Origin of the sequence: Actinoplanes sp. NPDC049265 (assembly GCF_043197135.1) — a bacterium.
Classification (GTDB): Bacteria; Actinomycetota; Actinomycetes; order Mycobacteriales; family Micromonosporaceae; genus Actinoplanes.
On sequence record NZ_JBICSP010000032.1, the window covers coordinates 23,159 to 49,103 of the forward strand.

General features: G+C 71.9%; 25 protein-coding genes. 12 read left to right on the top strand and 13 right to left on the bottom strand.

From position 1 onward, the window contains the following. Positions 1-230 precede the first annotated feature (230 nt). Positions 231-1,169, top strand: coding sequence for a helix-turn-helix domain-containing protein (locus ACGFIO_RS41750; protein WP_392836196.1), 939 nt, complete (start codon positions 231-233; stop codon positions 1,167-1,169). A gap of 8 nt (positions 1,170-1,177) precedes the next feature. On the opposite strand, the gene ACGFIO_RS41755 is transcribed toward ACGFIO_RS41750, so the two are convergent. The 6 genes from ACGFIO_RS41755 to ACGFIO_RS41780 form a co-directional block, all read right to left on the bottom strand. Further along, positions 1,178-1,921 carry an SDR family NAD(P)-dependent oxidoreductase gene (locus ACGFIO_RS41755; protein ID WP_392836199.1) on the bottom strand — a complete coding sequence of 248 codons (744 nt, stop codon included), beginning with the start codon at positions 1,919-1,921 and terminating at the stop codon, positions 1,178-1,180. A 140-nt stretch (positions 1,922-2,061) separates the two neighbouring features. Then, entirely contained in the window at positions 2,062-3,213 is a 1,152-nt protein-coding gene (locus ACGFIO_RS41760; protein WP_392836201.1) for an NAD(P)/FAD-dependent oxidoreductase, read from the bottom strand. A gap of 3 nt (positions 3,214-3,216) precedes the next feature. Further along, on the bottom strand, positions 3,217-3,414 hold the full coding sequence (locus tag ACGFIO_RS41765) for a ferredoxin (RefSeq protein ID WP_392836204.1): 198 nt from the start codon (positions 3,412-3,414) through the stop codon (positions 3,217-3,219). A gap of 17 nt (positions 3,415-3,431) precedes the next feature. Further along, a complete protein-coding gene (locus ACGFIO_RS41770) occupies positions 3,432-4,619 on the bottom strand; it encodes a cytochrome P450 (RefSeq protein WP_392836207.1) in 1,188 nt (395 codons plus the stop codon). Between the two features lie 57 nt (positions 4,620-4,676). Then, positions 4,677-5,435 carry an ABC transporter permease gene (locus ACGFIO_RS41775; protein ID WP_392836210.1) on the bottom strand — a complete coding sequence of 253 codons (759 nt, stop codon included), beginning with the start codon at positions 5,433-5,435 and terminating at the stop codon, positions 4,677-4,679. Then, the gene (locus ACGFIO_RS41780; RefSeq protein WP_392836212.1) at positions 5,432-6,298 is read right to left on the bottom strand and encodes an ATP-binding cassette domain-containing protein; all 867 of its coding nucleotides are present in this window, start codon (positions 6,296-6,298) and stop codon (positions 5,432-5,434) included. The genes ACGFIO_RS41775 and ACGFIO_RS41780 overlap by 4 nt, the downstream gene beginning before the upstream one ends. 142 nt (positions 6,299-6,440) lie before the next feature. Between ACGFIO_RS41780 and ACGFIO_RS41785 the strand changes: the two genes are divergently transcribed. Beyond that, on the top strand, positions 6,441-7,073 hold the full coding sequence (locus ACGFIO_RS41785) for a TetR/AcrR family transcriptional regulator (RefSeq protein ID WP_392836214.1): 633 nt from the start codon (positions 6,441-6,443) through the stop codon (positions 7,071-7,073). 119 nt (positions 7,074-7,192) lie between these two features. On the opposite strand, the gene ACGFIO_RS41790 is transcribed toward ACGFIO_RS41785, so the two are convergent. Then, the gene (locus ACGFIO_RS41790; protein ID WP_392836217.1) at positions 7,193-10,159 is read right to left on the bottom strand and encodes an EAL domain-containing protein; all 2,967 of its coding nucleotides are present in this window, start codon (positions 10,157-10,159) and stop codon (positions 7,193-7,195) included. Between the two features lie 177 nt (positions 10,160-10,336). Between ACGFIO_RS41790 and ACGFIO_RS41795 the strand changes: the two genes are divergently transcribed. Both ACGFIO_RS41795 and ACGFIO_RS41800 read left to right on the top strand, forming a co-directional pair. Continuing rightward, on the top strand, positions 10,337-11,926 hold the full coding sequence (locus tag ACGFIO_RS41795; protein WP_392836220.1) for a chitinase: 1,590 nt from the start codon (positions 10,337-10,339) through the stop codon (positions 11,924-11,926). 23 nt (positions 11,927-11,949) lie between these two features. Continuing rightward, positions 11,950-13,050, top strand: coding sequence for an acyl-CoA dehydrogenase family protein (locus ACGFIO_RS41800; RefSeq protein WP_392836223.1), 1,101 nt, complete (start codon positions 11,950-11,952; stop codon positions 13,048-13,050). 63 nt (positions 13,051-13,113) lie between these two features. Here the strand turns inward: ACGFIO_RS41800 and ACGFIO_RS41805 are convergent, their stop codons facing one another. Beyond that, positions 13,114-13,902 carry an SDR family NAD(P)-dependent oxidoreductase gene (locus tag ACGFIO_RS41805; RefSeq protein WP_392836226.1) on the bottom strand — a complete coding sequence of 263 codons (789 nt, stop codon included), beginning with the start codon at positions 13,900-13,902 and terminating at the stop codon, positions 13,114-13,116. Positions 13,903-13,940: 38 nt separating this feature from the next. Here ACGFIO_RS41805 and ACGFIO_RS41810 point away from each other — a divergent pair, with 38 nt between their 5' ends. The 4 genes from ACGFIO_RS41810 to ACGFIO_RS41825 all read left to right on the top strand — a co-directional run bounded on the left by ACGFIO_RS41810 (position 13,941) and on the right by ACGFIO_RS41825 (position 18,185). Beyond that, positions 13,941-14,384 carry an SRPBCC family protein gene (locus ACGFIO_RS41810; protein WP_392836228.1) on the top strand — a complete coding sequence of 148 codons (444 nt, stop codon included), beginning with the start codon at positions 13,941-13,943 and terminating at the stop codon, positions 14,382-14,384. A gap of 110 nt (positions 14,385-14,494) precedes the next feature. Next, complete coding sequence (locus ACGFIO_RS41815) at positions 14,495-16,276, top strand: GDSL-type esterase/lipase family protein (protein WP_392836230.1); 1,782 nt, start codon at positions 14,495-14,497, stop codon at positions 16,274-16,276. Then, on the top strand, positions 16,273-17,781 hold the full coding sequence (locus tag ACGFIO_RS41820; RefSeq protein WP_392836233.1) for a right-handed parallel beta-helix repeat-containing protein: 1,509 nt from the start codon (positions 16,273-16,275) through the stop codon (positions 17,779-17,781). Before ACGFIO_RS41815 ends, ACGFIO_RS41820 begins: the two co-directional genes overlap by 4 nt. After that, positions 17,778-18,185 carry a DUF3592 domain-containing protein gene (locus ACGFIO_RS41825; protein WP_392836236.1) on the top strand — a complete coding sequence of 136 codons (408 nt, stop codon included), beginning with the start codon at positions 17,778-17,780 and terminating at the stop codon, positions 18,183-18,185. The genes ACGFIO_RS41820 and ACGFIO_RS41825 overlap by 4 nt, the downstream gene beginning before the upstream one ends. A gap of 95 nt (positions 18,186-18,280) precedes the next feature. Here ACGFIO_RS41825 and ACGFIO_RS41830 read toward each other — a convergent pair whose 3' ends face one another. Both ACGFIO_RS41830 and ACGFIO_RS41835 read right to left on the bottom strand, forming a co-directional pair. Continuing rightward, the gene (locus ACGFIO_RS41830; RefSeq protein ID WP_392836239.1) at positions 18,281-19,360 is read right to left on the bottom strand and encodes a hypothetical protein; all 1,080 of its coding nucleotides are present in this window, start codon (positions 19,358-19,360) and stop codon (positions 18,281-18,283) included. A gap of 349 nt (positions 19,361-19,709) precedes the next feature. After that, positions 19,710-20,369, bottom strand: a complete 660-nt coding sequence (locus ACGFIO_RS41835) for an ElyC/SanA/YdcF family protein (RefSeq protein ID WP_392836241.1) — start codon at positions 20,367-20,369, stop codon at positions 19,710-19,712. Between ACGFIO_RS41835 and ACGFIO_RS41840 the strand changes: the two genes are divergently transcribed. Continuing rightward, the gene (locus ACGFIO_RS41840; RefSeq protein WP_392836244.1) at positions 20,351-20,506 is read left to right on the top strand and encodes a hypothetical protein; all 156 of its coding nucleotides are present in this window, start codon (positions 20,351-20,353) and stop codon (positions 20,504-20,506) included. The genes ACGFIO_RS41835 and ACGFIO_RS41840 overlap by 19 nt on opposite strands. Here ACGFIO_RS41840 and ACGFIO_RS41845 read toward each other — a convergent pair. The 3 genes from ACGFIO_RS41845 to ACGFIO_RS41855 all read right to left on the bottom strand — a co-directional run bounded on the left by ACGFIO_RS41845 (position 20,503) and on the right by ACGFIO_RS41855 (position 22,909). Then, positions 20,503-21,210: an ANTAR domain-containing protein gene (locus tag ACGFIO_RS41845; RefSeq protein WP_392836246.1), complete on the bottom strand. Its 708-nt coding sequence runs from the start codon at positions 21,208-21,210 to the stop codon at positions 20,503-20,505. The two genes, ACGFIO_RS41840 and ACGFIO_RS41845, sit on opposite strands and share 4 nt — an antisense overlap. 56 nt (positions 21,211-21,266) lie before the next feature. Beyond that, entirely contained in the window at positions 21,267-22,055 is a 789-nt protein-coding gene (locus tag ACGFIO_RS41850) for a SigB/SigF/SigG family RNA polymerase sigma factor (protein WP_392836248.1), read from the bottom strand. Between the two features lie 140 nt (positions 22,056-22,195). Continuing rightward, positions 22,196-22,909, bottom strand: a complete 714-nt coding sequence (locus ACGFIO_RS41855; protein ID WP_392836250.1) for a GAF and ANTAR domain-containing protein — start codon at positions 22,907-22,909, stop codon at positions 22,196-22,198. Between the two features lie 327 nt (positions 22,910-23,236). Between ACGFIO_RS41855 and ACGFIO_RS41860 the strand changes: the two genes are divergently transcribed. The 3 genes from ACGFIO_RS41860 to ACGFIO_RS41870 are packed head-to-tail and all read left to right on the top strand — an operon-like array spanning position 23,237 to position 25,841. Continuing rightward, positions 23,237-24,055, top strand: coding sequence for a CPBP family intramembrane glutamic endopeptidase (locus ACGFIO_RS41860; RefSeq protein WP_392836251.1), 819 nt, complete (start codon positions 23,237-23,239; stop codon positions 24,053-24,055). 35 nt (positions 24,056-24,090) lie between these two features. Continuing rightward, positions 24,091-25,185, top strand: a complete 1,095-nt coding sequence (locus ACGFIO_RS41865) for a sensor histidine kinase (protein ID WP_392836303.1) — start codon at positions 24,091-24,093, stop codon at positions 25,183-25,185. Next, positions 25,182-25,841, top strand: coding sequence for a response regulator (locus ACGFIO_RS41870; RefSeq protein WP_392836253.1), 660 nt, complete (start codon positions 25,182-25,184; stop codon positions 25,839-25,841). Before ACGFIO_RS41865 ends, ACGFIO_RS41870 begins: the two co-directional genes overlap by 4 nt. Positions 25,842-25,945: the final 104 nt, after the last annotated feature.

Sequence of the window (25,945 nt, forward strand, 5' to 3'; positions counted from 1 at the left end):
TAAAGTTCACCGCCCGGATCCAGATCACCGCACCTCGTACTTGCGGCGTACCCAGGAGGGCCACCGTCGTCCACGGCGCCGTCGACAGAATCGAAGGACCGCGGCCGGCCGGGCAGCGGCAGCCGTTTGATCCGGCCGATCAGCCGGTGCGTCACCAGGAGCAGCTCCCGGACCGTGTCCTCGGCGTCGTCGTCAGCGCCGCCTGGTTCCCGGTCGAATACTGTACTGACATGTATCGCTGGAACGAGCCCGGTCTGACACCGACGCCCGACGCCTGGCGGGAAGCGTTCATCGACCTGCACGGGGCGAGCCGGGTCACCCTGACCGATGCCGGCCCGTGGGCGGGGCGGCTGGAGTGGCAGCGGTCACAGACGTACGGCATCGCACTCTGCGGCAACGTCCGCGAGGAGTTCGTGCGGGAGCGGCGGCACATCCGCACCGACCCGCGCGGCGTGTTCGAGCTCCTGGTGCCGACCGCCGGCAGCGCCCAGGTGGAGCAGGCCGCGTCCGCGGGCGAGATCCGGCCCGGCACTCTCGCGCTGTGCGACGTGGACCGCCCGCTGACCTTCACCCACGGCGAGAATTTCCAGTCGGTCGCGCTGCTGGTCCCCGGCGAGGCGGTCCACCGCCGCCTTCCCTCCGCGGCCCGGGATCCGCAGGTCTTCGACGGCACCGCGGGGCTCGGCCGGCTGATCCGGCAGACGGTGCTCACCCTCCAGCAGGAGCGGGAACATCTGTCCGAGGCGACCTTCGACCTCGCCTGCGACCAGTTGCTCGACCTGCTCTGCCTGGCCGGCGACGGCGCCGGCGACTCGGCCCCGGCGGCCCAGCGAAGAGAGGTCGGGGAGCAGGTGAGGCGGTACGTCCGCCGTCACGCCGCCGACCCCGGCCTCTCCATCGCCGGCATCGCCCGGGCTCTGGGCTGGTCGGTGCGATATCTGCAGGACGTGCTGCGGGACACCGGCACCACCTCCCGTGACCTGATCCGTTCGGAGCGGCTGCGGCTGGCCCGGACCCGGTTGGCCAGTCCGGCCTGGGACAACCGATCGATCGCGCAAATCGCGCACGCCTCCGGGTTCGCCAGCCACGCGTCGTTCGCCACCGCCTACCGCCGCGAGTTCGGTGTCACCCCGCGTGACACCCGCGGCGACGGCCGCGGTGGGTCCTGAGCCAAAGCTCAGGCGAGCGCGCCGCCGTCGACGCGAAGGGTGCTGCCGGTGATGTACGCGGCGTCCGGCCCGGACAGGAACGCCACGGCACCGGCGACCTCGTCGGCCTCGGCGTACCGGTGCATCGGGATGACCGCCTGAAGCATGAACTGGCCGCCCTCGGAATCCTTGGCCATGGCCATGTCGGTGTCGATGATGCCGCACTCGATCACGTTCACGTTGATCCCGCGGGCGGCGAAGTCCTGGGCCCACCCGCGGGTGTACGCCGTGACCGCGGCCTTGGTCGCCGCGTAGTCGGACATGCCGGCGGCAAAGGTCTTGCTGGCCAGGCCGGACGAGAGGTTCACGATCCGGCCGCCCTCGGGCATGTGCCGCACGGCCCGGTAGGTCGTGTCGGCGACACCGGTCAGGTTGATCGCGAGCTGCTCGTCCCGCGCTTCGTCGGTGATCGCCCCGGGCCGGAAGACACCGGCGCTGTTGACCAGGATGTCGATCCGGCCGAACTGCTCAGCGACCGCGTCCACCATGGCCGTCACCTGGGCGCGGTCGGCCTGGTCGGCCTGGATGCCCTCGGCGCGTACGCCCCGCGACCGCAGGTCCTCGACCAGCGTCTTCGCCATCTCGGCCTGCGCGACATAGGTGATGACCACGTCCGCGCCCAGCGTGGCCAGCCGCCGGGCCGTCGCCGCGCCGATCCCCCGGCTGCCTCCGGTCACCAGCGCCACCTTGCCCGACAGAATCTTCTCGCTCACGAGCCACTCACTCCTTGTGAAATCCGCGCCTGTCCGTGCCCGTCAACTCTCGCGGCCGGGGCGCACGCGGTCTTTCGCTGCGGCGCACAGCGCTTGCGCCCCGGCGCAGAGAGCTCGTGGGGCCGAGGAGCGGCCGGCGGTCACTCGAGCAGCTTGCGCAGGGTGCGGACCTCCCGGGGTGCGTTCCAGCCGAGTACGCCGACGACCCGGCCGCCCGACTCGTAGGTGGCGGTGAACCGGTCGCTCCCGGCCGCCCCGTCGCCGAGCCGCAGCCGGGCGTCGGCCGGCCACGTTCCGTAGGCCTGGATGCGTACCCCGAACTGCTCGGACCAGAAGTACGGCACCGGGCGGAACGGCCGGGTCGAGCCGAGCAGCGTACGGGCCGCGGCCATGCCCTGCTCGGTGGCGTTGCTGCGGTGCTCGACGCGGATCCGGCGCCCGGTCGCCGGGTCGGGCCGGCTGGCCACGTCGCCGGCGGCCACTATCGCGTCGCCGGCGCGGCAGGTCTCGTCGCAGTCGACGCCGTCGGTCAGCGACAGGCCGCTGCCGGCGAGCCAGGCGGTGGCGGGGCGGGCGCCGATGGCCACCAGGACGACGTCGGCCGGGGTGACGGTCCCGTCGGTGAGGTGTACGCCGGTGACGTGCCCGTCGGCTCCGGCCAGCGCTGTCACCGAGGTACGCATGCGGAGCCGGACGCCGTACTCGCGGTGCATCCGTGCCACGATGGCGCCGATCGCCGGGCCGAACTGGTGTTGCATGGGCTGGGCGACCGGGTCGACCAGCGTCACCTCCCGGCCCATCGTCCGGGCGACCGCGGCCGCCTCCGCGCCGAGCAGGCCCGCGCCGATGACGACGACCCGCCGCGCCACGCGCAGATCGTCGCGCAGCGCCAGGGCGTCGGCCAGGGTACGCAGCACATGCACCCCGGCCAGTTCGTGCCCGAACGGCAACCGCCGCGCGGTCACCCCGGTGGCGATGACCAGCCCGTCGTAGCCCAGCGGCTGGTCCCGGTCGCTCAGCCGCACCTGCCGCGCCCGCGGGTCGAGGGCGACCGCCCGGACGCCGTCCAGCAGCCGGGCGTCCAGGTCGGCCAGCTGCTGGTCGGACCGCAGCCGCAGCCGTTCCGGCTCCCAATCGCCGGCCAGCAGCTGCTTGGACAGCGGCGGACGGTCGTACGGCGGGCCCGCCTCGTCCCCGACCAGCGTCAGCCGGCCGTCGAAGCCCTCGCGGCGCAGGGTCTCGGCGGCCGCGAGACCGGCCGCCGAGGCCCCGACGACAACCACGTGCCGCATCCGTCAGTCCTTCTGGATCCGGATGGCCTGGGCCGGGCACAGTTGCGCCGCGGTCTCGACCTCGTCCTGCTTGGCCGGATCGGGGTGGTCGTCGAGCAGCACGGCGATGCCGTCCTCGTCGCGCTGGTCGAACACGTCCTCGGCGGCCAGCACGCACTGGCCGGCGCCCACGCACTTCTCCTCGTCGAGCAGAACCCTCATGGTGTTTCCCTTCACTGTCAGGCGTCCCAGGTGACCGGGAGCCGGTGGATGCCGTAGATGGTGGCGTCGCTCTTGAACGGGAGCTCGCCGGCCGGCACGGCCAGGCGCAGCGTGGGCACGCGGCGGAACAGCGTGGTGAACACGATGTCCAGCTCGGCCCGGGCGAGGTTCTGGCCCAGGCACTGGTGCGGGCCGAACCCGAAGGCCAGGTGGTGGCGGGCACCCCGATCCAGCCGGAGCTCGTCCGCGCCGGAGAAGACTTCGGGGTCGTGGTCGGCCGTGTTGCTCAGCGAGACGACGCCCTCGCCGGCCCGGATCAGCACACCGCCGAGCTCGACGTCGGCCGTGGCGACGCGCGAGTTCCCGTACTCGACGATGGTGAAGTAGCGCAGCAGTTCCTCGACGGCGACCGGCATCCGGGCCGGGTCGGCCACCAGCTCGGCCAGTTGTCGCGGGCGTTCCAGCAGGCTCAGCACACCGAGCGAGATCATGTTGGCCGTGGTCTCGTGCCCGGCGACCAGCAGCAGGAACGCCAGCGCGACGACGTCGGCCGGTTCGGCGCCCCGGGCCAGCTGGCGGCTGAGCACGTCGTCGCCGGGTTCGCGGGCCTTGCTGCCGACCAGGTCGGTCAGATAGTCGCGCAGCGCCGCGTGGGTCGCCCGTCGCTCCTGCGCTGGCGTGTCCCGCCGGAGGATGGCCGCCGTGCGGGTCTGGAAGAAATCGTGGTCGGTGTACGGAACGCCGAGCAGCTCGCAGATGACCAGCGACGGCACCGCCAGGGACAGGGCCGGCACCAGGTCGACCGGCCGCGGACCGGCCAGCATCGCGTCGACGCGCTCGTCGACGATCTGCTGGATGCGGGGCTTGAGGCCGGCCACCCGCCGGATGGTGAACTCGCTGATCACGCCGCGGCGGACCGGGCCGTGCTCGGGTGGGTCGAGCTGGATCATCATCTTGCGGAAGCCGCCGGAGGGCGGTGCGCCCGGTTCCGGGGACAGCGACGGGTAGCCGGGGTTGTCGCGGTCGGAGCTGAAGCGCGGGTCGGACAGCATGGTGCGGATGAGGTCGAGGCGGCTCACCGCCCAGGCCTCCCGTCCGCTGGGCAGTTGGACGCGGGTGATGCCGGCGCTCTCGCGCATCTCGACGTGCTGGGCCGGTGGGGCGTACGGGCAGCTGCGCGCGACCTGCAAGGCCGGAGCGGTCATGGTTGTACCTCCAATGTGGACCTTCGAGTGAGCAGGACGGTGGGCGGCGTCGTCGCCTCAGACATCGCGCAGGCGGAAGACCATGTGGCCGGCCACGCCGACCACGGCGGTGGCCAGGGCGAGGATGACCAGGCCGGTCGCCGGGCTGACCGTGCCGTCGACCGGTACGACGGCGAACGACGACTGCCCGGCGGTGATCGGCCAGAGCCGGCCGAACAGGTCGCCGAGCACGCCGGGCAGGCTCGGGCCGAGCGCCGGGACCAGCAGCAGGGCGCCGACCAGCACGGCCAGCGTGCTGGTGGTCGACCGGACCAGCGCACCGACCGCGAGCCCGATCAGGGCGACCAGGGCCAGGTAGAGCACACCGCCGGCCAGGGCGCCGGCCACGCCGGGATCGGAGAGGGCGGCCGCGGACAGACCGGCGCCGCCGAGCATCAGCTGGACCACGGTGAAGCTGAGGACGGTCGTGACCAGGCCGACGGCGAGCCCGAGGCCGGCCACCACGACCGCCTTGGCCGCCAGCAGGCGTGGCCGCGATGGGACGAAGACCAGGCTGGTGCCGATCATCCCGGTGCCGAACTCGGGCGTCACGCTGAACGCGCCCAGCATGCCGATGATGAGCTGGGCGAAGAGGAAACCCTTGAGGCTGGCCGCGGTCGGATCCCACCCGGCCGGCAGGTCGGCGGCCGGCGTGCCGAGCAGGTCCGAGGCGCCGAGCACGCTCAGTGCCACCCCGGCCACCACGGCACTCAGGGCCGCGATCCAGGTGCTGCGTACGCTTCTCAGCTTGGTCCATTCCGAGCGGATCGCGTTCATGCCGCGTGTCCTCCGTATTCCGTGACGTCGTGGGTGAGCCGCAGGAAGACGTCCTCGAGGGATTCGCGGAGCGGGGCCAGTTCCTCGAGGGCGATGCTTTCCGCCGCGGCGATCTTGCCGATGGTGGCGGTGTCGGTGCCGGTGACCAGGAAGGACGAGCCGGGGTGGCCGGTGAAGACGACCCCGGCCTCGGCCAGCGCCCGGGCCAGGGCCTCCGGCGCCGCCGCCCGTACCGTGACGGCCTGGGTGGTGTTGTCGGCCACGAACCGGGCCAGCGTGGTCTCGGCGATGAGCCGGCCCTGCCCGACCACGATCACGTCGTCGGCGGTGAGTTCCAGTTCCGACATGAGGTGGCTGGAGAACAGGATCGTGCGGCCCTGGCCCGCGAGATCACGCATCAGGGTGCGCATCCACCGGATGCCCTCCGGGTCGAGACCGTTGAGCGGCTCGTCCAGCACCAGCACGCCCGGGTCGCCGAGCAGGGCGGTCGCGATGCCGAGCCGTTGCTGCATGCCCAGCGAGAACTCGCCGGCCCGGCGTCCGGCCGCGCCGGACAGCCCGACCAGGTCGAGCACCTCGGCCACGCGGCCGCGGCCCAGACCGGCGGCCTGGGCGTAGGCGAGCAGGTGATCGGCCGCGGTGCGGTGCGGATGGACCGCGCGGGCATCGAGCAGGGCGCCGATCGTACGCGCGGGATCCTCGATCTCCTCGATCCGCCGGCCGCCGATGGTGATCGTGCCCGCGGTCGGCCGGGCCAGCCCGAACAGCATCCGCATCGTCGTGCTCTTGCCCGCCCCGTTGGGGCCGAGGAAGCCGGTGACCACTCCGGCCCGGGCGGTGAACGACAGATCGTCGACCGCCACTTTCGTGCCGTATTTCTTCGTAAGTCCTCTGGCCTGGACGTCGCAACCCGACCCTGACACGTGCCCGCCTCCAAAAGTAGACCGCTCCGTGTACTTTAGCGCCGCCCTCGAAGCGGCGCCAACCGGGACGTAGCCTTACGGGATGTCCCGGATAATCGCGGAGGTGCAGACTCCCGGCCGCCGCCGGCGGTCGGAGGGAAAGAAGACGGCCATCCTCGACGCGGCCGAGAACCTGTTCGTCACCGAGGGATACGAGCGGACCAGCGTGGACGCGATCACGGCGCTGGCCCAGGTCTCGAAGCGGACCCTCTACAACCACTTCGGGGACAAGGAGACGATCTTTCTCCAGGTACTCAGCCGGGCCAACGACGCTCTGCTGAGCAGCGTCCGCGCCGCCATCGACGAGGAGATAACCACCGGGCGCGACCTGCACGAGGCCCTGAGCGCCTTCGCGCATCGCGTCATCGACCGCGCCCTGGGCTCGTCGGACTACCTGACCTTCCGCCGGCTGATCACGCAGTCGCAGTCGGTGCCACGGCTGCCCGAGGCCATCCGCGAACATCCACTGGGCATGCTCGAGCAGCGGTTCGCCGAGCTGGCCGACCAGGGCGAACTCCGCACATCGCGTCCCCGGACCGCGGCCGGGCACTTCACCGCGCTGACCATCAGCCTGGCCCAGGAGTCCATACTGGACGGATTGCGGGACCAGTCGTCCCGCGACATCGACGCCATCATCGCGGAGGGGGTGGACGCGTTCCTGCGCGCGTACCGATGACAACGACCCGGCTCGTTCTCCGGCGGCTGCGTCATGTCGCGGTGCCTACCCGGCCCGATCCGCCCGCAACCGGTTGTCTCCCCGTCCGCTGTCGCGCGGACGGGGAGAACACACCTCGGTCAGCGGGCCGTCGCGTCGGCCAGGGCCCGCTCGATCGGGACCGGGCGGCCCAGATAGAAGCCCTGGCCCAGCGGGACACCGCACGCGGCCAGGGCGTCGCGCTGCGACTGTGACTCGATGCCCTCGGCGATGACCGTGCAGTCGTGCTCACGGGCGAACTCGACCAGCGACCGGATCGACGCCCGGCGGGCGCCCTCCTTCTCCACGCCGGCCAGCGCGGCCCGGTTGAGCTTGAGGAACGCCGGCTTCAGGTCCTCCATCCGGGCCAGGCTGTCGTAGCCGGCGCCGGCATCGTCGACCGCGATGCGTACGCCGTCAGGCAGCTCGGCCAAGTCGTCCTGGTCGGCCTCGGCCACCTCCAGGACCAGCGGACGGGAACTCGCGGCCAGCAGGGGGGCCAGTTCGCGCGGGCGGCGCAGCAGGTCGCCGGAGATGTTGACCGACAGCCACACCCCCTCGGGCAGGGCGTCGGCGCTGGCCAGGGCGGCCCGGACCAGCGCGGCGTCGAGGTCGATGCCGTGGCCGGCCAGTTGCGCCGCCTCCAGCCCGCGTTCGGGGCTGCTGCCGTCGGCGAAGCGGGTCAGTGCCTCGTACCCGACGATGTCACCGGTGGCGAGGTCGGAGATCGGCTGGAACACGGTGAAGAAGTTGAACTCCTCGAACGAGCTGGAACGCGAGGCCGGGGCCGGGGTGCTCCGGCGCTGCCCGGAACGGACGGCGACCTGGCCGGCCGAACCGCGGTCACCGCGGTAGTGCAGCACCGACGCCCAGTCGCCGATCGCGCCGTTGGGCGCGCTGGTGCGGGCCTCGACCAGCGGCACCGGCTTGCGGGCCGCGCGCCGTGACGGGCGGGCCGGGCGGTAGAGCCAGGACCGCAGGTGGGTCAGCAGGTCGACGATGGTGTTGCCGACGCCGACGAACGCCACCATCGCGTACGTGGACAGCAGCAGGTTGAGGCCGGCGAAGACCAGGTTGTCCCACTGGTGCAGCTGCACGTCGCGGACGACCGTGTAGGCGCACAGGGCGACCAGGGCCAGCGGGGCGAGCAGGTAGGTGGTCGCGGCCGTCGTGCGGTTGCGGACCTTGGGCGTACGTTTGAACGCGCTCTTCTCCCCGGTCAGCAGTTGCAGGATGGACGCGAAGCTGCCACTGAGGTTGACCGGCAACAGGATCAGGTTGAAACCGTAGATGCGCAGCACGTCGGTCCGCTTGTACCCGCCGGCCTTCAGGTCGGCGCTCATCATCAGGAAGTACGGCACCGACACCAGCAGCAGGATCGGGTTGAGCAGGTCGGCGTTGAACGGGTAGGCCAGCATGACGACCAGGCACACGGAACTCCAGAAGATGGAGGCCATGTAGTTGACCCGCAGGAACAGCTCGCCGAAGCGCACCTTCGAGTGGGTACGCAACTGGTCGCGCAGGCGAGAGAGGATCAGCAGGCCGCCGTTGGCCCAGCGCTGCCGCTGGATGGCCAGCGAGCCGAAGTCCGGCGGGGTGGCACTGTAGGCCAGCCGCTCCGGGTAGTTGTGCAGGGTCCAGCCGTTGACCCGCAGATCGATGGTCGACTCGGTGTCCTCGATGACGGTGCGGTCCTGGATGTAGCGGCGGATCTCCCAGTCGCCCTCGTACGCGACCTCGCAGATGTCGTCGAGCGCCTTCTTGCGGATGACCGCGTTGGCGCCGACCCAGAACGTGGCGTCGTAGTGCGTCATGCCCTGGTGCACGATGTGCTGGATGTCGGTGGTGGCACCGGAGATGCGCTCGATGCGGGTGGCCGAGCCGGGGAACGCGCTGTACGGTGTCTGCGCCACCGCCACCTTCTCGTGCGCGCCCTGCTCGAGCAGGTGCACCAGGCGCAGCGCGTACTCGGGCATCAGCACACTGTCCGCGTCCAGGGTGAGCACGTAGTCGGGGTCGGGCACGGTCAGCTCGGCCCGCCCCGGAGCGGCCGGCACCAGCGCCACGCCGAGCGGGGTGGCCACCTCCTGGTAGCTGCCGCCCATCAGGCCGATGTAGCTGTTCAGGTTCATCGCCTTGTTCGGCTCACCGGACAGCGACACGTAGCGCTTGCGCTCGAAGCTCGTCACTGTCGCGTCGAAGGTGGCCAGCAGCCGCTTGTAGAGCTGCTGCAGCCGCTCGACCGGCAGCGCGGTCCGGTCGTCGGCCCCGTCCTCGAGGGCCTCGGCGATCCGGCCCAGGTCCTCGGCCAGCGCGTTGACGATGTGGTCGACGAAGAACGCGTCGGTGTGGTCGACCATCTCCTGGCGGCGGCCCAGCCCGAACAGCCAGCCGGCGGCGAACCGGTACTCGTCGGCCAGCCCGCGCATGTCCTCGACGGTGCTGACCCGCTCGTCGCGTTCGCCCAGGGACAGTTCGAATTTCTCGTACGCGCCCTGCACGCGCCCGAACGGCACGGCCAGCTCGGCCTCGATCGCCGCCGGCAGCGCCCGCGCCTGGACCAGCAGATCCCGGGCGGCCCGGGTCTTCGGCTGCTGCGGGTCGTCGATCAGCAGGGTCACCCGCAGGCCCGGGTACTCCTGCAACGCCGCGGTCAGCAGCGTGGTCCGGATGATCCGCTCGTCCTCCTGGTACGAGGGCACCAGCACGGTCATCGACGGCGTGTCGCCGGCCAGGAAGTTGTCCAGCATGATGCGTGGCGCCCGGTGGTGCGAGCGGCTGCGGTAGAAGAAGCCGATCCGGGTGATGAGGTACGCCGTGGCCGACGCGGCCAGCCCGGTGACCACGACCATGTACACGATCGCCTCGATGACCAGCCGCGCGCTGTTGGCGTGGCCGGCGATGAACTGCTGAATGATCGTGTTGATGATGTAGCCGGCCCAGACCGCGATGGTCAGGACGATCGCGAGGCGGCCCCGGGCGATGCGCCCCTCGGTGACCGGTGGCGGCACGAGCGGGTGCGGGGCCGAACGTTTGTCGGCGCCCCATTGGCGCGGGTTGCGCGGCATGATCGTCCTTCGTCGCGGGGGGAGGTCGCCTTCCCATCGGCCGCGTACGCACAGCTCTTGAAGGTTTTGCCCCTCGAAGATCCTTCAGATCCCCCGGCGGCTGCCGATCCTTCTGCCCAGGTCGTGTCCCGGTCGATCCACGGGACACGACCTGACCCAGCGCCCTTAAGGAGAGCCATGCCGACCACCGGCGCCACCCTGCCGTCGACGCGCCCGGACCCGCTGGACGACCCCGGCTGGCAGGAGCCCGAGGCCCCGGCCGAGCGGTTGTCCTGGCTGCGGCTCTCCTTCCTGATCCTGATCGTGGCCGCGCTGGGCGGCGGCGGCACGCTGGCCGTCCTGCACGTCCGGGACACGGCCGGCCCGACCGCCAAGTCCTGGGCCGTCCCGTACGTGGACGTCACGCTGACGCCGACCTTCGAGTTCCAGGACCCGGACGTCAACCCGGCTCAGGACGTGGCGCTCGCCTTCGTCGTCGCCGACCCCAAGGACGGCTGCGCGCCCAGCTGGGGCGGCGCCTACACGCCGGACGAGGCGGCGGCGTCGCTGGAGCTGGACCGCCGGATCAGCCAGCTGCGGGCCGGTGGCGGCGACATCATCCTCAGCCTCGGCGGGCAGACCAACACCGAGCTGGCCGTGGCCTGCAGCGACCAGGCCAAGCTGACCAACGCCTACCGGCAGCTGGTCACCCGGTACAGTCTGGACACCCTGGACCTGGACATCGAGGGCACCGCGGTGGCCGACCAGGCGTCGATCGTGCGCCGGGCCAAGGCTCTGGCCGAGCTGCAGGCCACGCTGGGCAAGCCCCTCACGGTGTGGCTGACCCTGCCGGTCACCCCCGAGGGCCTGACCGCGGACGGGCTCAACGTGGTGCGTACGACCCTGGCCAACGGCGTGGCACTGCGCGGCGTGAACGTGATGACCATGGACTACGGCTCGACCAAGGCCGTGAACATGCTCGAGGCGGGCACCAGCGCCCTGGAGGCCACCCACAAGCAGCTGAGCGACCTCTACCTGCGCCTCGGCGTACAGCTGACCTCGCCGCAGGTGTGGTCGCGGATCGGCGCCACCCCGATGATCGGCCAGAACGACGTCGACGCCGAGCGGTTCACCGTGGCCGACGCCGAGGGCCTGGCCACCTTCGCCGTCGACAACGGCCTCGGCCGGGTGTCGATGTGGTCGCTGAACCGGGACGCCAAGTGCCGCGGCACGTTCACCAACGTGGTCGTGCACTCGAACACCTGCAGCGGTGTCGACCAGGACGCGCTGGCCTTCTCCCGGGTGTTCGCCGGCCTGCCCGGCAGCGCGGTCGGCACCTCGGGCCGCGACGCCGTGCAGATCCCCGACGCCGAGCCGGTGGCCGACGACCCGAAGACCAGCCCGTACCCCATCTGGCGCCTCACCGCCCAGTACGTCAACGGCTACAAGGTGGTCTGGCACGGCGTCGTCTACGAGGCCAAGTGGACCAACCAGGGCAGCGACCCATCCGAGTCCGGCGACGCCACCACCCCCAACCCGTGGACCGTGATCGGCCCGGTCAGCCCGACCGAGAAGGCCCCGGTGCCGACCCCGACGGTCACCGGCGTGACCGAGACCTGGGACCCCGAGCAGGTGTACGCCCACGGCGACCGCGTCCTGGTCGACGGTCTGCCCTACCAGGCCCGCTGGTCGACCAAGGGCGACGCCCCGTCGACCGAGTTCCCGACCAACCCCGACGACCCGTGGCTGCCCCTGTTCGACGTGCCCGGGGAGCCGTCCACCCGGTAGCCGGTCCATGGTACCCAGTAGACGTGACTCTTCTGGGTACCACCCTGCTCGACCGTATCCGAACCTTCAGCCCCGAGATCCGCGAGGCCGGCCCGCGGATCGACGCCGACGGCGCCGTGCCGGCGGAGATCATCGACCGGCTGCGGGAGCTGGGCGTCTTCCGGCTCGCGGTGCCGGCCGGCCTCGGCGGGACCGAGGCCGAGCCGCGACAGCAGGTCGAGATCTTCGAGGAGCTGGGGCGGGCCGACGGGTCGGTGGGCTGGTGCGCCATGATCGGCGCGGTCACCGGCATCGCCCTGGCCTGGATCCCGTCCGGGACGGCGGCGGCGATGCTCGGCGACCCGCGGTTCCTGATCGCCGGCGTGGCGGCGCCGATGGGCCGGGCCACGCCCGACGGTGACGGTTTCCGGCTCACCGGCCGGTGGTCGTTCGCCAGCGCCGGCCGGCACGCTTCGTGGCTGGTCGCCGGGGCGCTGACCCCGGCCGGGGTACGCATGTTCATCCTCGGTGCCGACCAGGTGACCATCCACGACACGTGGCACACCGCCGGCCTCAAGGGCACCGGCAGCCACGACTTCACCGTCGACGACGTGCTGGTGCCGGCCGAGCGGGTCTTCGACCTGGGCCGGCCGCCCGTGGCGCCGGGCCCGCTGTACGGCTACGCGTCCACAGTTCTGCTGTCCCTGGGCCTGGCCGCGGTCGCCCTCGGCATCGCCCGCGCCGCCATCGAGGACTTCACCGAGCTGGCCCAGGCCAAACGCAACCCGGCGAGCGGGACGGCCATCGCGGCCAAGTCCTCGGTGCGGGCGGCCGTCGCCGAGGCCACCGCTCTGCACCGGTCCAGCCTGACCTACCTGCTCGACGAACTCGCCACCCCCGGCACCGACGACCTGCGCCGGGCCGGGCAGCGGCTGGCTATCGTCACCGCCGGCCGGAACGCGGCCCGCGCCGTCGACCTGCTCTACCACGCGGCCGGCGGTTCGGCGGTGTACCTGACCAGCCCGCTGCAACGGCACTTCCGCGACGTCCACACGGCCACCCAGCACGCCATGCTGTCCGGTGACGTCGTCGAGACGGCCGGGGCGGTCCTGCTCGGCCAGGACGTCGACACCCGGCGGTTGTAGGGCCGGTCAGTAGTCGTCCGCCACGGTGGAGAAGTCGGTCCTGAGCGCGTGGGCCGGGCCCGGTCAGTAGTGGATCGGGCCCGGCGCCCCGCCGCCGGCCACGACAGGGTCGCCGTTCATGGCCACCGCGCGCGGCGAGGCCAGGAAGGTGATCACCCACGCGACCTCCTCGGCCGTCACGGTGCGGCCGATCGACGACCCGGCCGCCAGGCGGGCCCGGACCTGCTCCACGGTCTGCCCGGTCTCGGCGGCCATCCGGGCGACAGTGCCCGGCGTACGCTCCGTCTCGGTCATGCCCGGATGCACCACCGTGACGTTGACGCCGTGCGGGCCCAGCTCGTCGGCCAGGTTCTTGCTCAGCGCGGCCACGCCCACGTTGCGCGTGGTGGCCACGAAGTCACCGGCCGAGCGGGCGGCCAGGCCGGAGACGTTGATGATCCGGCCCCAGCCCTGGGCGACCATGCCGGGCGCCACCGCGCGGGCGGTACGCAGGTAGCCGACCGTCTTCACGTTGACCGCGGCCCAGAACTGCTCGTCGGTGGTCCGCGACGGGATGATCCGGCCCGCCGACCCGTTCGGCTCGGCCGCGCAGTTGACCAGGATGTCGATGCCGCCGAGGAGGGACCGCACCCGGTCGACGGCGGACCGCACCCGCTCGTCGTCACCGGTGTCGACCTCGGCGGTGACCACGTCGTCACCGAGCCGCGCGGCCGCCGCCGCCAGCCGTTCCGGGTCGCGGGCGGCCAGCGCCACCCGTACCCCCTCGCTCCGCAGTGACCGCGCCACCTGGAACCCGATCCCACGGCTCCCGCCGGTGATCAGCGCCCGCTTCCCGTTCAGCTGTAGGTCCATGCAGGCATGATCACCCCGTTCGCGGGTACGACACCATCGTGTCGATCACCACGCGCACGATCAACGCGAGCCCCGAGCGGGTCTTCGCGGTGCTGGCCGACGGCTGGACCTACAGCGACTGGGTGGTGGGGACCGCACACATCCGCGAGGTCGACGCCGCCTGGCCGCAACCGGGGTCCCAGCTGCACCACAAGGCCGGCCCGTGGCCGCTGTCGCTGCACGACTCGTCGACGGTGACCGAGCTCGTCCCCCAGTCGCATCTGACCCTGCGCGCCGGGCTGTGGCCCCTCGGCGAGGCCGAGGTGCGGCTCACGCTGGAGCCGTTGAGCCCGCACCGGACCCGGGTGGTGATGCGCGAGGAGTTCCAGGCCGGCCCGCTGCGCGCCATGCGTAACAAGCTCAATGACATCTTCCTGCACCGCCGCAACGTCGAGGCCCTGCGCCGGCTGGCCGACATCGCCGAGCGCCGCGACCGGAGCTGACCGCGATCCCCGTTCCGTGCGGTATACCGCACGCGGCGATCTTCGGGGCAGACCGCCGCCGACGGATTGACTAACGTGCTCCTCGCTGGTCCGCGCGACGGGGGGTTCGGATGGGCGTGGGTGTGTCGCCGACGGAGTTCGGCGCCAAGGGGGACGGGGTCACCGACGACACGGTCGCGGTGCAGGCGTGCCTGGACGCGGCCCGGGTGGTCGACCTGGGCCGGGCGCCGGTGGCGTATGTGGTCGGCGAGTTGCGGGTGCGGCAGGCGGTACCGCAGAAGCTGATCGGGGGCCGGCTCCGGGCCGGAACGCTGCGCCTGGTCACCGGCGGGCACTCGGTGACCGGGGTGCTGTTCGACGGTGCCGCGGTCAGCGTCGAGGCGCCGGACGGCACGGTCCGCGCCTGCACCTTCGTCGATGGTCCGGGGGTGGCGGTCACCGCGGCGGCGTCCCGGGCACGGGTGTCGCGCTGCCTATTCGACCACAGTGGAGCGTTGAGCGTGTTGGGCGCCGAATACTGCGCCGTACGCGGAAATCATCTGCTGGGCACGGGCATCACGATGACCAACGGCCGGGCCGGGCGGATCCAGGACAACACCGTCACCGGGTTCGCCGGCAACGCCATCGACTGCCGGGGCGGCAGCAACGTCGGGATCTCCGGCAACAGCACCGGCGGCGGGCTGGCCGGCGTGTACGTCGGTGACGCCGCCAGCAGCATCGTCATCACCGGCAACACCCTGCGCGGGCCCCGGCGCGGCGTGCACGTGGCCGGCGGCGGCGCCCCGGTCAACGGCGTGCTCGTCACCGGCAACAACGTCTCCGGGCCGGCCGAGGTGGGCGTACTCGTGGAAAAGGCCGGCAGCGGGCAGGTCCAGGGCATCACGATCGCCGGAAACGACCTGAGCGTGGCCGGGGCCGGCGCGTACGGGGTACGGATCGCCGGCGCCGAGGCCGTCCGGGTCGCCGCCAACCGGATCAGCCGGCCCACGTCGCACGGCATCCGGCTGGAGAACGTGGTCATCGCCGACGTCGGCGCCAACACCGTCCAGGACGCGAGCTACGGGCAGAGCGGCACGGCCGACGCGATCAGTTCCTCGGCGTCCAACCAGGTGCTGATCCGCGACAACATCGCGTACGGCGGAGCGCGTTACCTGGCCCAGGTCACGGACGGCAACGAGGTCACGGTCAACGGCAACCGCTGGCGCGGCACCCGGTACGGCGTCGACAACCGTGCGGTCCGTCCCCTGCACTACGACAACGTCAACTTCACCGACCCGGCCGCGGTGCGCATCCTGCCGCTGGGCGACTCGATCACCTACGGCACCGGCGGCGGCGCCCCGGGCGGCTACCGGGCCGGCCTGTGGCAGAAGCTGACCGCCGGCGGCTACACCACGGACCTGGTCGGCTCGCAGACCGACGGGGCGACCCAGCCGTTCGACGCCGACCACGAGGGCCACTCCGGTTACACCATCGACCAGATCGACGAGCAGCTCCCGCTCTGGCTGCCGTCCGCCCGCCCGGACGTCGTCCTGCTGCACATCGGCACCAACGACGTCACGGTGCGGTTCCCCGGCATCGCCGGGCGGCTGTCCCGGCTGATCGACGACATCCGGGCCGGCGCGCCCGGCGCCCACCTGCTCGTGGCCACGATCACCCCGTCGTCCAACGCCGACCGCGACAAGGTCACCCGCGACTACAACGCCCTGGTCCGCGACCTGGTCGACGACAAACCGAGCACCGTGCACCTGGTCGAGATGTACGGCGCTCTCAACAAGGACACCGACCTCGCCGATCCCCTGCACCCCAACGCGCAGGGCTACGCCAAGATGGCGACGGTCTGGTACGACGCACTTCGATCGACGGCGCTACTCAACGGGGGAGTCAAGAGATGAGTGTCCGGAATCCGGGACGGCGCGCGTTCCTCTACGGTGCGCCGGCCGTGGCCGCCGGCGCGGTCCTGCTCGGCGGGGGAACGGGCGCGGAGGCCGCCGTCACGGTGACCGGTGCCGCCTCGCCCAAGGACTACGGGGCCAAGGGCGACGGTGTCACCGACGACACCGGGGCAGTCACCGCCTGCCTGCGCGCCAACCGGGTGATCGACTTCGGCGGCCCGGAGAACACGTACCTGATCACCAGCCCGGTCCCGGTCGACCGGGCCGACCCTCAGCTCCTGTTCGGTTCCGGCGCCGTGCTCAAGGCCGGGTCGACGGCCGGCCTGATGGGCGTCGCCCGCGCCGGGCACACCATCAGCGGCCTCGTCTTCGACGGCGGCGGCCAGCAGTTCGGCGTCGCCGTCCGGGTCCTGGGCGACGCCGTGGGTGTGTCCATCGACGGCTGCACGTTCAACGCCATCGGCGCATCGGGTGTCTCGGTCGACCGCGGCGCCGACCGCGCCCGGATCACCGAGTGCTCGTTCCGCCGCTGCGGGCACGGCACCGCCTTCCCGCCCGGCAACGACAACAAGCGCAACTCCGTGCTGATCGCCGCCGACTTCGGCACGGTCGCCGACAACGAGATCCTCGAATGCAACTGGGGCGTGTACTTCCGGGCCGACGACGACGATGCCGAAGGGGTCAGCTTCTACACCTGCCAGGGCAACACGATCACGGCCCTGAACAACAGCATCGACGGCGCGCAGGGTATCTCCAACAACCGGGGCCGCAGCGGGCGGATCCAGGACAACATCATCGTCGGCTTCAACGACAACTCGATCGACTGCTGGGGCTGCTCGAACCTGACGATCAGCGGCAACACCACCGGCGGCGGCAACACCGGCGTCTTCATCGGCGACGCCAGCAGCGGCAGCATCACGATCACCGGCAACGTCTTCCGCGGCCCGGTGGTGGGTGTCCGGGTGGCGACCGACGGCCAGAAGACCGGCAACCTCGTGTCCGGCGTGACGATCAGCGGGAACACGGTCTCGGGCGCGTCCCTGTACGGCATCCTGGTCAACGAGACCGCGGGCAACACGCTCACCGGGGTCACCATCGCCGACAACGACCTGAACATCGGCGACGCCGGCGACTACGGCATCCGGATCGAGGCCGCCGAGTGCTGCCGCGTCACCGGCAACCGCATCCACCGGCCCCGCAAGCACGGCATCTCACTCAGCGGCACCGACATCGTCGACGTCAGCGGGAACCTGATCCAGGACGCCAGCCGGGCCAACGCGATCGCCGACCCGCCGGTCGCGGCCCAGTACGACGCCATCAACGTGGACGGCGCCCAACGCGCGGTGATCCGCGACAACACGGTCTACGGCGGCGCCCGTTACGCCGTCACGGTGACCGGCGGCACCGGCATGACGATCGCGGGCAACCGCTGGCGGTCGAGCGGCGGCCTCAACATCGCGGCCGCCACGGTCAGCCCGATCCAGTCCGATAACGTGCAGATGTGAGGTCCGGCATTCGTGGTGGCGTCATCCTGACCCTGTTCGGGCTGCTCTTCGTGGCCCTGGCGGTGGGCGGGCACATGGAGTTCTTCGGTTACCCCGGCGAGGCCACCGGCGGCGCGAAGGTGGTCGCCGTCGATCCGGCCGGGCGTGGCACGACGTACACGCTGCGGTTCACCACCCGGGACGGCCGGGAGGTCACGGCCGACGCGCGGCAGCGCCGGGGTGGCGGTGGGGTGGTCGGTGACACGGTCGGGATCGCCTACGACACGGGCGATCCCGACGACGTGCGGGTGCGGAGCAACCTGCTGATCTACGCCTATCTGGCCGGCGGCGTCGGCCTCTTTCTGATGGCGAACGGTGTCGCCGCGGTCGTCCGCCGCCGGCCAGTAGGTGATTCAAGAGCTTGATGTCGTAGGTCGGTGGGTGGTGCTGACCGTCGCTCCCGCCGAGGGTCGCTTCGCTCCACCTGCGTGAGTGGTCACCCTCCGAAAACCACGGCGGGTCAGGTGGCTACGGGCTCGAGTTCGGAGTCGGTGTCTCGCTCGGCGGCGTCGGGGCGGCGGGCCAGGACCGCGGCGAGCGCCACTACGGCCAGGCCGATCAGCAGGGTGCGCACGCCGGGCCAGACCGAGTCCGGGAAGACCGACGTGTCCCGCAGCGGCCACGGCATCCAGGCGAGCGCGTCGTGGGCCAGCGCCCCCACCCCGTACCCGTCGTCGGTCCGCAGGTAGAGCACCAGCCCGTGGTAGGCCCGCACCACCGGCGCGACCATGATCGCCGCGCCGACGGCGGCCACGACCATGGACGGGAAGCGGTGCCGGGAAGCGGCCAGCCGGTGGGCCAGCGCGGCGCCGGTCAGCCAGCCGCCGAGCAGCCCGGCCAGCAGTCCGCCGAGCAGCAGCGGCAGATACGCGGCGGGCCGCATCGGATACCCCATCACCTGCACGAACGGCTCGGCCGAGGCGAGGGTGGAGACGGAGACCTTCAGATCGCCCGACCGGGCCCAGAAGCTCCACTGGTCGAGCCCGCGGTAACGCTGGACGGCGGTCACCTCCCACCCGTCGGCGGCCAGTCGTTGGTGGATTCCGCGTACCTCACGCTCCATCGCCGCGGCCGCCGCGGGAGACATGACGGGCGCCGGACGACCGTTCGCCCCGGACGGGTCAGCCGGAGGGGACGTCTCCGCACCTGTCGCCTCGCCGGAGATCGGATGCGTGGTGAACGAGAGCTCGAACCGGGAACGTTCGAGCTTTTCGGGCCGGTCGTCCGGGCCCAGGATCCGCGCGGCGAGCGGAGCCACCGCCGGCATCGACGGGTGCGCCTGCTCCCCCGCCCACGAGCCCGCGACCAGCCCGGCCGCGCCACCGACGAGCATGGCCAGGACGGCCGTCAGTATCCCCAGCGGCCAGCGCACCGGGGGCCGGAACCGCGCCGCCAGCCCGTCGGCGAGCAGGCGCACCCGGTCGGTGCGGGAGGGCCGCCCGTCCGTCATCTCGTTGAGCGTGATCATCAGCTCGGTGCCGTGACGGCGGCGGAGGCGGGGCGGATAGGCGGTCAACAGGAATCGATCGACAAGATTCACGCCGGACACAGTACGGGCACCGGAATATAACGTCAAACGTACTATCGAAGTGGCGTGCGCCGGACCAGCGAGCCGATGACCCGGGCGGAGTCGCTGATCCGACCGAAGTTCGACCCCGCGTTGCCGTCCATGCCGGCTCCCTACCCGTTCCGCCCCGCCGTCTCACCTGCCCCACCACATCGAGCGACCCCCTCCCCCGGTCTCTCGCGGATGGGTGCCCAGGATCGGGCCGCCGTCCCCGCGGCCGAGCGACCGTGGCGCACGAGACGGAGGCTCACCCCGTGGGTCGATCTGCCGCCTTCATCGACGCGTTCGACGCGCCCGGCAACGACGCCACGTGCGGCCGGGGTCAGGTTCGCCGGTGGGCACGGGCGCGGCGGACCTGTCGGGCCAGGCGGGACAGCGCCACCATCCGGCGTTCACGGCGCAGCAGAGTGGAGCCGCGCCGGGCGCCGAGGAAACTCAGGCGCGCCGCGAGCAGCAGGCGCCGGTCGTCGCGGTCCTCCTCCCCGGCGGCCGGGATGTCGGTCAGGGCCGGCCCGCGCAGGCCGAGCACCTTCCCGACCAGGAACCGGACGCGCGGCAGATGCCAGGTATGAGAGACCAGACCCAGCGGGTACGCCGGCCCGAACGTGAGCCCGGCCAGCAGCCCATCATCGACCGTGTGCAGCAGGTTCTCCAGCGTGCTGCGGGAGCGGGTCTCGGCGTACAGGTCGGCGAGGTCACCCAGGCCGGTGCCGGCGGCGGCGCGCAGCATCAGGTCACCTTCGCGCGCTCCGGCCGGCGGTGGTGCCCCGCCCCTGCTCGCCTCCGGCCAGCCGCCGGTGAAGATGACGCGTGGCCGCACGGTCTGACCGGGAGCGTGCACTGCGACATACCGCACCGCGGCGGCGACACGGTCGAGGCTGCTCGGCGTCAGCTCCCAGGCGTCACCGGCCCGGACGACGCCGCGGCCGAAGACCAGCAGGGTCGCCGCACTGGATCCAGCCGATGACCGATGCGGCGCCACGGGATCAGAATACGGCCGACGCCGGCCGGATCCGCGCGGCCGTCGAACGGATCCGCGTGCATCGCGACGTCACCGCACCGTTCCCGGACGCGCTGGTGGCCGAGGCCGGGCGGCGGAGGGCAGCGGCTGGTGACTAGGGACGGCTGGCGTGGTCGACCAGGGCGGCGGCCACGTCGCGCAGTTTGCGGTTGCTGTCCTGCGAGAGCTTGCTCAGCGTGGTGAACGCCTCGTCGGCGGTGCACCGGCGCTGGGCCATCAGGATGCCCTTGGCCTGCTCGATGACGGCCCGGCTCTCCATCGCCTCGCGCATCTGCCGGGCCAGGGTGGCGGTGGCGTCGTAGGACCGGGCGTTGGCCAGCGCCACCGCCGCGTACCCGGCGAAGGTCTGCGCGATCGAGATCGTCTCGTCGTCGAAGGCGCCGGGACTGACCGCGTAGAGGTTGAGCGCCCCGGTCACCGCCTCCTGGACGGGCAGCCCGATCGCCAGGGAGCTCCCGACCCCGGCGTCGCGGGCCCGCTGGGCGAACTCGGGCCAGCGGTCCTCGGCCTCGGTGTCGGCCATGACGAAGGTGGCGGTCGAGGCGGACGCGTCCAGGCACGGCCCGCGCTCGCCCCGGTATTGGAACTCGTCGAGGGCGGTGGCCAGGTCGCCGGTGGACGTCGCGGTGTGCGCGTCGTCCCCGGCGACCAACGTCACGGACACCTCGGCGGCCGCCGGGATCGAGCGTTTGGCCAGTTCGGCGACGCGGCCGAGGACACCTGCGACATCCGTCTCGCTGAGCCGGATGCGGCCCAGCTCGGCGAAGGCGTGCTGAGGATCGATGAAGCTCCCGGCGGTCATGCGCACCGCCTTCCGGCCGGCCGTCGTTGGTTGGAACGATACCCCCGGCCGGATCGTCAGGCGTCGGCCAGTTCGGACCGCAACCGCTTGAGGGCCCGCGACAGCAGCCGGGACACGTGCATCTGGGAAATGCCCAGCTGCTCGGCGATGACGGCCTGGGTCTGGTTGCCGTAGAAGTACGACACCACGATGTGCCGTTCCCGGTCGGTCAGCGTGGCCAGCGCGGGCGGCAGGGTGACGTTGAGCTCGGCCAGCGCGTACCCGCGCTCCTCGAAGCCCAGGGTGTCGCTGATCGCGGAGTCGTCGCCCTCACCCATCGGCGCCGACAGCGAGACCGCCCGGTACGCGTGCCCGGCCTCCATCGCCTCCAGGATCTCCTCCTCGGAGGCGCCCACGTGCTCGGCCACGTCGGCCACCGTGGGTGCCCGCTGCAGGTCGTGGGCCAGGTCGGACTGGGCCGCGGCGATGGCCAGGCGCAGCTCCTGGAGGCGGCGCGGGATGCGCAGCGTCCAGGCCTTGTCCCGGAAGTAGCGCTTGACCTCGCCCAGGATGGTCGGGATGGCGTAGCCGACGAAGTCGGTGCCGCGGCCGGCGTCGAAGCCGTCGACCGCCTTGATCAGGCCGACCGCCGCCGTCTGCAGCAGGTCGTCGAAGTTCTCGCCGCGGTTGGCGTAGCGACGTGTGAGTCGCTTCGCCATGGGCATCCACGCCTCGATGGCCTTACGCCGCAGGACCGGACGGTCGGGGTGACCCTCCGGAAGCGCGGCCATCGCGGTGACGAGATCGGTGGCACGGGCGTCGGCCGCGGCTGACGCGTCGTGGGCACGGTGCGTGGCGATGGACAAGATGTTCCTCCCGAACACTGCGCAGCGCGCGGTCCGGGGAAACCTGGTTCGTACGGGCGCCGGACCGCGACCGCGATGTACGCATGTCGCTCGGCGCTTTCTTGACCGATGAGACCGTCACTACCCTAGGGATCGGGCGCCTAATCATCAGCCGTTCGGGAAACTCCGGCGACCAGCGCGGCCGCCACGTCCCTCAGCTTGCGGTTGTTGTCCTGCGACACCTTGGTCAGGAAGGCGAAGGCCTCGTCGGCGGCGCACCGTCGCTGGGCCATCACGATGCCCTTGGCCTGCTCGATCACCGCCCGGCTGTCCATCGCCGCCTGCAGGTGCCGGGCCAGGGCCACGGCGCTGTAGAACTGGTGGGCGTTGGCCAACGCGACGGCGGCGTACCCGGCGAAGGTCCCGGCCAGGGTGGTGGCGTCGGCGTCGAACGCCTCGCGGCGCCGGCCGTAGAGATTGAGCGCCCCGCTGATGTCGTCCATGATCGGCAGACCCACCGACAACGCGCTGCCGAAGCCGCTGTCCGCGGTCCCGGGCGCCCAGGGGCCCCAGCGGCGGTCGGCCGCGGTGTCGGGCACCTCGACCACGGTCTGCCCGGCCGCGGCACGCAGGCACGGCCCGTCGCCGGCCTCGTACTGCCGCTCGTCGAGCCGCAGGGCGAGGTCACCGGTGTGGGCGGCGGTGTGCGGACCCTTTTCGGTGATCAGCGTGATGGAGACCTCGTCGGCGCCGGGCACCGTGCGGGCGGCGAGCCGGGCGACCCGGGCGAGGACCTGGTCGAGGCTGCTGTCGCGGAGCTTGATGTTGCTGAGTTCCGCGAACGCGACCAGTGGGTCTATCGGGTGGTGCGTCATGGATGTCAGGCAACCCTTGCAGCGCGTCGGGCGGATGGGAGCACCGTGAGTCCAGTCGGACTCCGGATCCGCGCCGCTGCTTGACGCCGGCCGGTCGGCTCCTCCACGGAGGACCCGAACCACGTGGACAGAATATTACCTACCCTCAGTGCGTGCGCCGCCGCCCACAGGCAGACGCCCGCGTCGCGTGTCGTGGCCGGCGCACTTGTCCCCCGCGAGAGCTACCCGCAGGTGTCCACCGCGAGGTGACGTTTCGCGGCGCATCGATCAATAGCGTTCCTTTCACCGCCGCGGCACACCGGTCGCGGCGCTGGCAAAGGAGTGATCATGCGGTTCGTCGTTCAGCTCGTCACCGTCGTCGCGGTGTCCTTCGCCGGTGGGCAGGCCGTCACCGCCGTGTCCGGCAACCCCGCGCTGTCGCTGGCCACCGGGCTGCTGACCGCGGTCCTGGCCGTCCTGCTGTACGGCTGGGTGGTCCGCCGGACCGAGAAGCGCGAGGTCACCGAGGTGGCCGCGGACCGGGCGGCGGGCGGCCTGGCCCGGGGCGTCCTGATCGGGGTGGCGATGTTCGCCGCGGTCATCCTGAACATCTGGTTCCTCGGTGACTTCACGGTCAACGGCATGGGCTCGGTGAGCGGGGCGATCGGGATCTTCGGCTTCATGGCCGCCGCCGCGACCACCGAGGAACTGCTGTTCCGGGGTGTGCTGTTCCGCTGGCTGGAGAAGCTGACCGGCACCTGGCTGGCCCTGCTGGTCACCGGCGTGCTGTTCGGCGCCGCCCACCTGGCCAACCCGGAAGGCAGCCTGTGGGGGGCCACCGCGATCGCCGTCGAGGCCGGGTTCATGCTGGCCGCCTGCTACGCCGCCACCCGCAGCCTGTGGGTCACGATCGGCCTGCACTTCGGCTGGAACTTCGCGCTCGGCGGCCTGTTCAGCGCCACGGTGTCCGGCAACGGCGACTCCAAGGGCCTGTTCGACACCACGCTGTCCGGCTCCGACCTGGTCACCGGCGGGGCGTTCGGGCCCGAGGGCAGCGTCTACACGGTCGGCGCCGGGGTGGTCCTGACGGTGGTCTTCCTGGTCCTGGCGGCCCGCCGCGGCACCGTCGTCGCCCCGCGCCGGCGCGCCGCTAAGGTGTCCGCGTGAGGGATCTCCCGGACCGGTGGCGTCGCCTCGACGTCATGGTCCGGGATCTCCCGTTGGGCCTGGCGCTGGTCGTCGCGTCGCTGATCCCGGCGCTGAAGAACCGCGGCACCCAGCTCGGTGAGCTGCCCGGCCGCCCGTTCGACCTGCTGACCGTCCTGGTGCTGGCGCTCGAGGGGCTTCCTCTGGCCGTACGCCGCAAATGGCCGTTGATCTGCCTCATCCTGGTCTCGGCGGGGTTCGTCGTCGACCAGTTGCACGCCTACCACCTGGTCGCCGGCTCGGCGCTGCCGGTGGCGCTGCTCAGTGCCGGCGCCTACCTGGAGCGGGGCCGGTGGGCCACGGCCGGTGTCCTGACCGTGGCCTACGCCGGGCTGGCGGTGGCGCTGGCCCGGCAGGGCGCGGCCGAGGGCCTGGTCGGGTTCATCACGTTCTACCTGGCCTGCGCGTTCGCCTGGGGCATCGGGGCGTGGCTGCGGCAGACCCGCGCGGTCGAGGAGGAGCGCCGCCGCAACGTCGCCGAGACCACCCGGACCGCCGAGCGCACCCGGATCGCCCGCGAGCTGCACGACGTGGTCACCCACCACGTGACCGCGATGGTGGTGCAGGTCGAGGCGGCCCGCTATCTGACCGCGGCACCGGACCGGCTGGACCAGACGCTGGGCAACGTCGCCGGCACCGGCCGCCGGGCCATCACCGACCTGCGGCACCTGCTCGACCTGCTCAACCCCGACCACGGCCCGGTCGCCACGGGTGCGCTGAGCACGCTGGTCGACCAGACCCGGCAGGCCGGGCAGCCGGTGGAGTTCGTCGAGGACGGCCGCCCGCAGGAGTCGCCGGGCAGCGCCGAGGCCATCGCCCACCGGGTGGTTCAGGAAGCTTTGACCAACGCACTCAAATACGACCACGGCGGCCAGACCTCGGTCCGGGTGCGGCACGGGGCGAGGGACATCATGGTGGAGATCAAGACCGATGGCACGGGTACGGCCGCGGCGTCACCCGGCGGCAGCGGCCGCGGCCTGTCCGGTCTGCGGGAACGCGTCGACGTGGTCGGCGGTGAGTTCCGGGCCGGCCCCGATCCGGCCGGCGGTTTCGTGGTGACCGCGCGCATCCCGGCCGGGAGCGGCTCGTGAGCGCCGCCACCCGCGTGCTGGTCTGCGACGACCAGGCGCTGATCCGCACCGGCTTCGCCACCATCATCGACGCCCAGCCCGACATGGAGATCGTCGGCGAGTGCGGCGACGGGCAGGCCGCCGTCGACCTGGCCCGCCGGCTCGACCCGGACGTGGTGGTGATGGACGTCCGGATGCCCGTGCTGGACGGCATCCAGGCCACCCGCCGGCTCGCCGGCGCCGGGGTCCAGCATCCGGTCAAGGTACTGGTGGTGACCACGTTCAACCTCGACGAGTACGTGTACGAGGCACTGCGCGCCGGCGCCAGCGGATTCCTGCTCAAGGACGCGCCGCCAGCCCAGCTGCTGCACGGCATCCGGACGGTGGCCACCGGCGCCGCCCTGCTCGCCCCCGAGGTGACCCGGCAGCTGGTCGGCCGGTACGCGGCCCGGATCCGCCCGACCGGCGGTGGCCCGGACGACCTGCCGCTGGCCCCGCGCGAGCTGGAGGTGCTCAAACTGATCGCCACCGGCCTGTCCAACAGCGAGATCGCCGCCGAGCTGGTGATCAGCCAGGAGACGGTGAAGACCTACGTCTCCCGGATCCTCACCAAGCTCGACCTGCGCGATCGGGTCCAGGCGGTCGTCTACGCGTACAGAAACGGCATTGTCGCCTGAGACACGTCGCAAATTCGCATTCGGGGCACTTCATCCGGGACTGAATTTGAGACATGTCCTAGATCTCCCTGTGTCGGCCGACACGAATCCGCTACTGTGCCGTC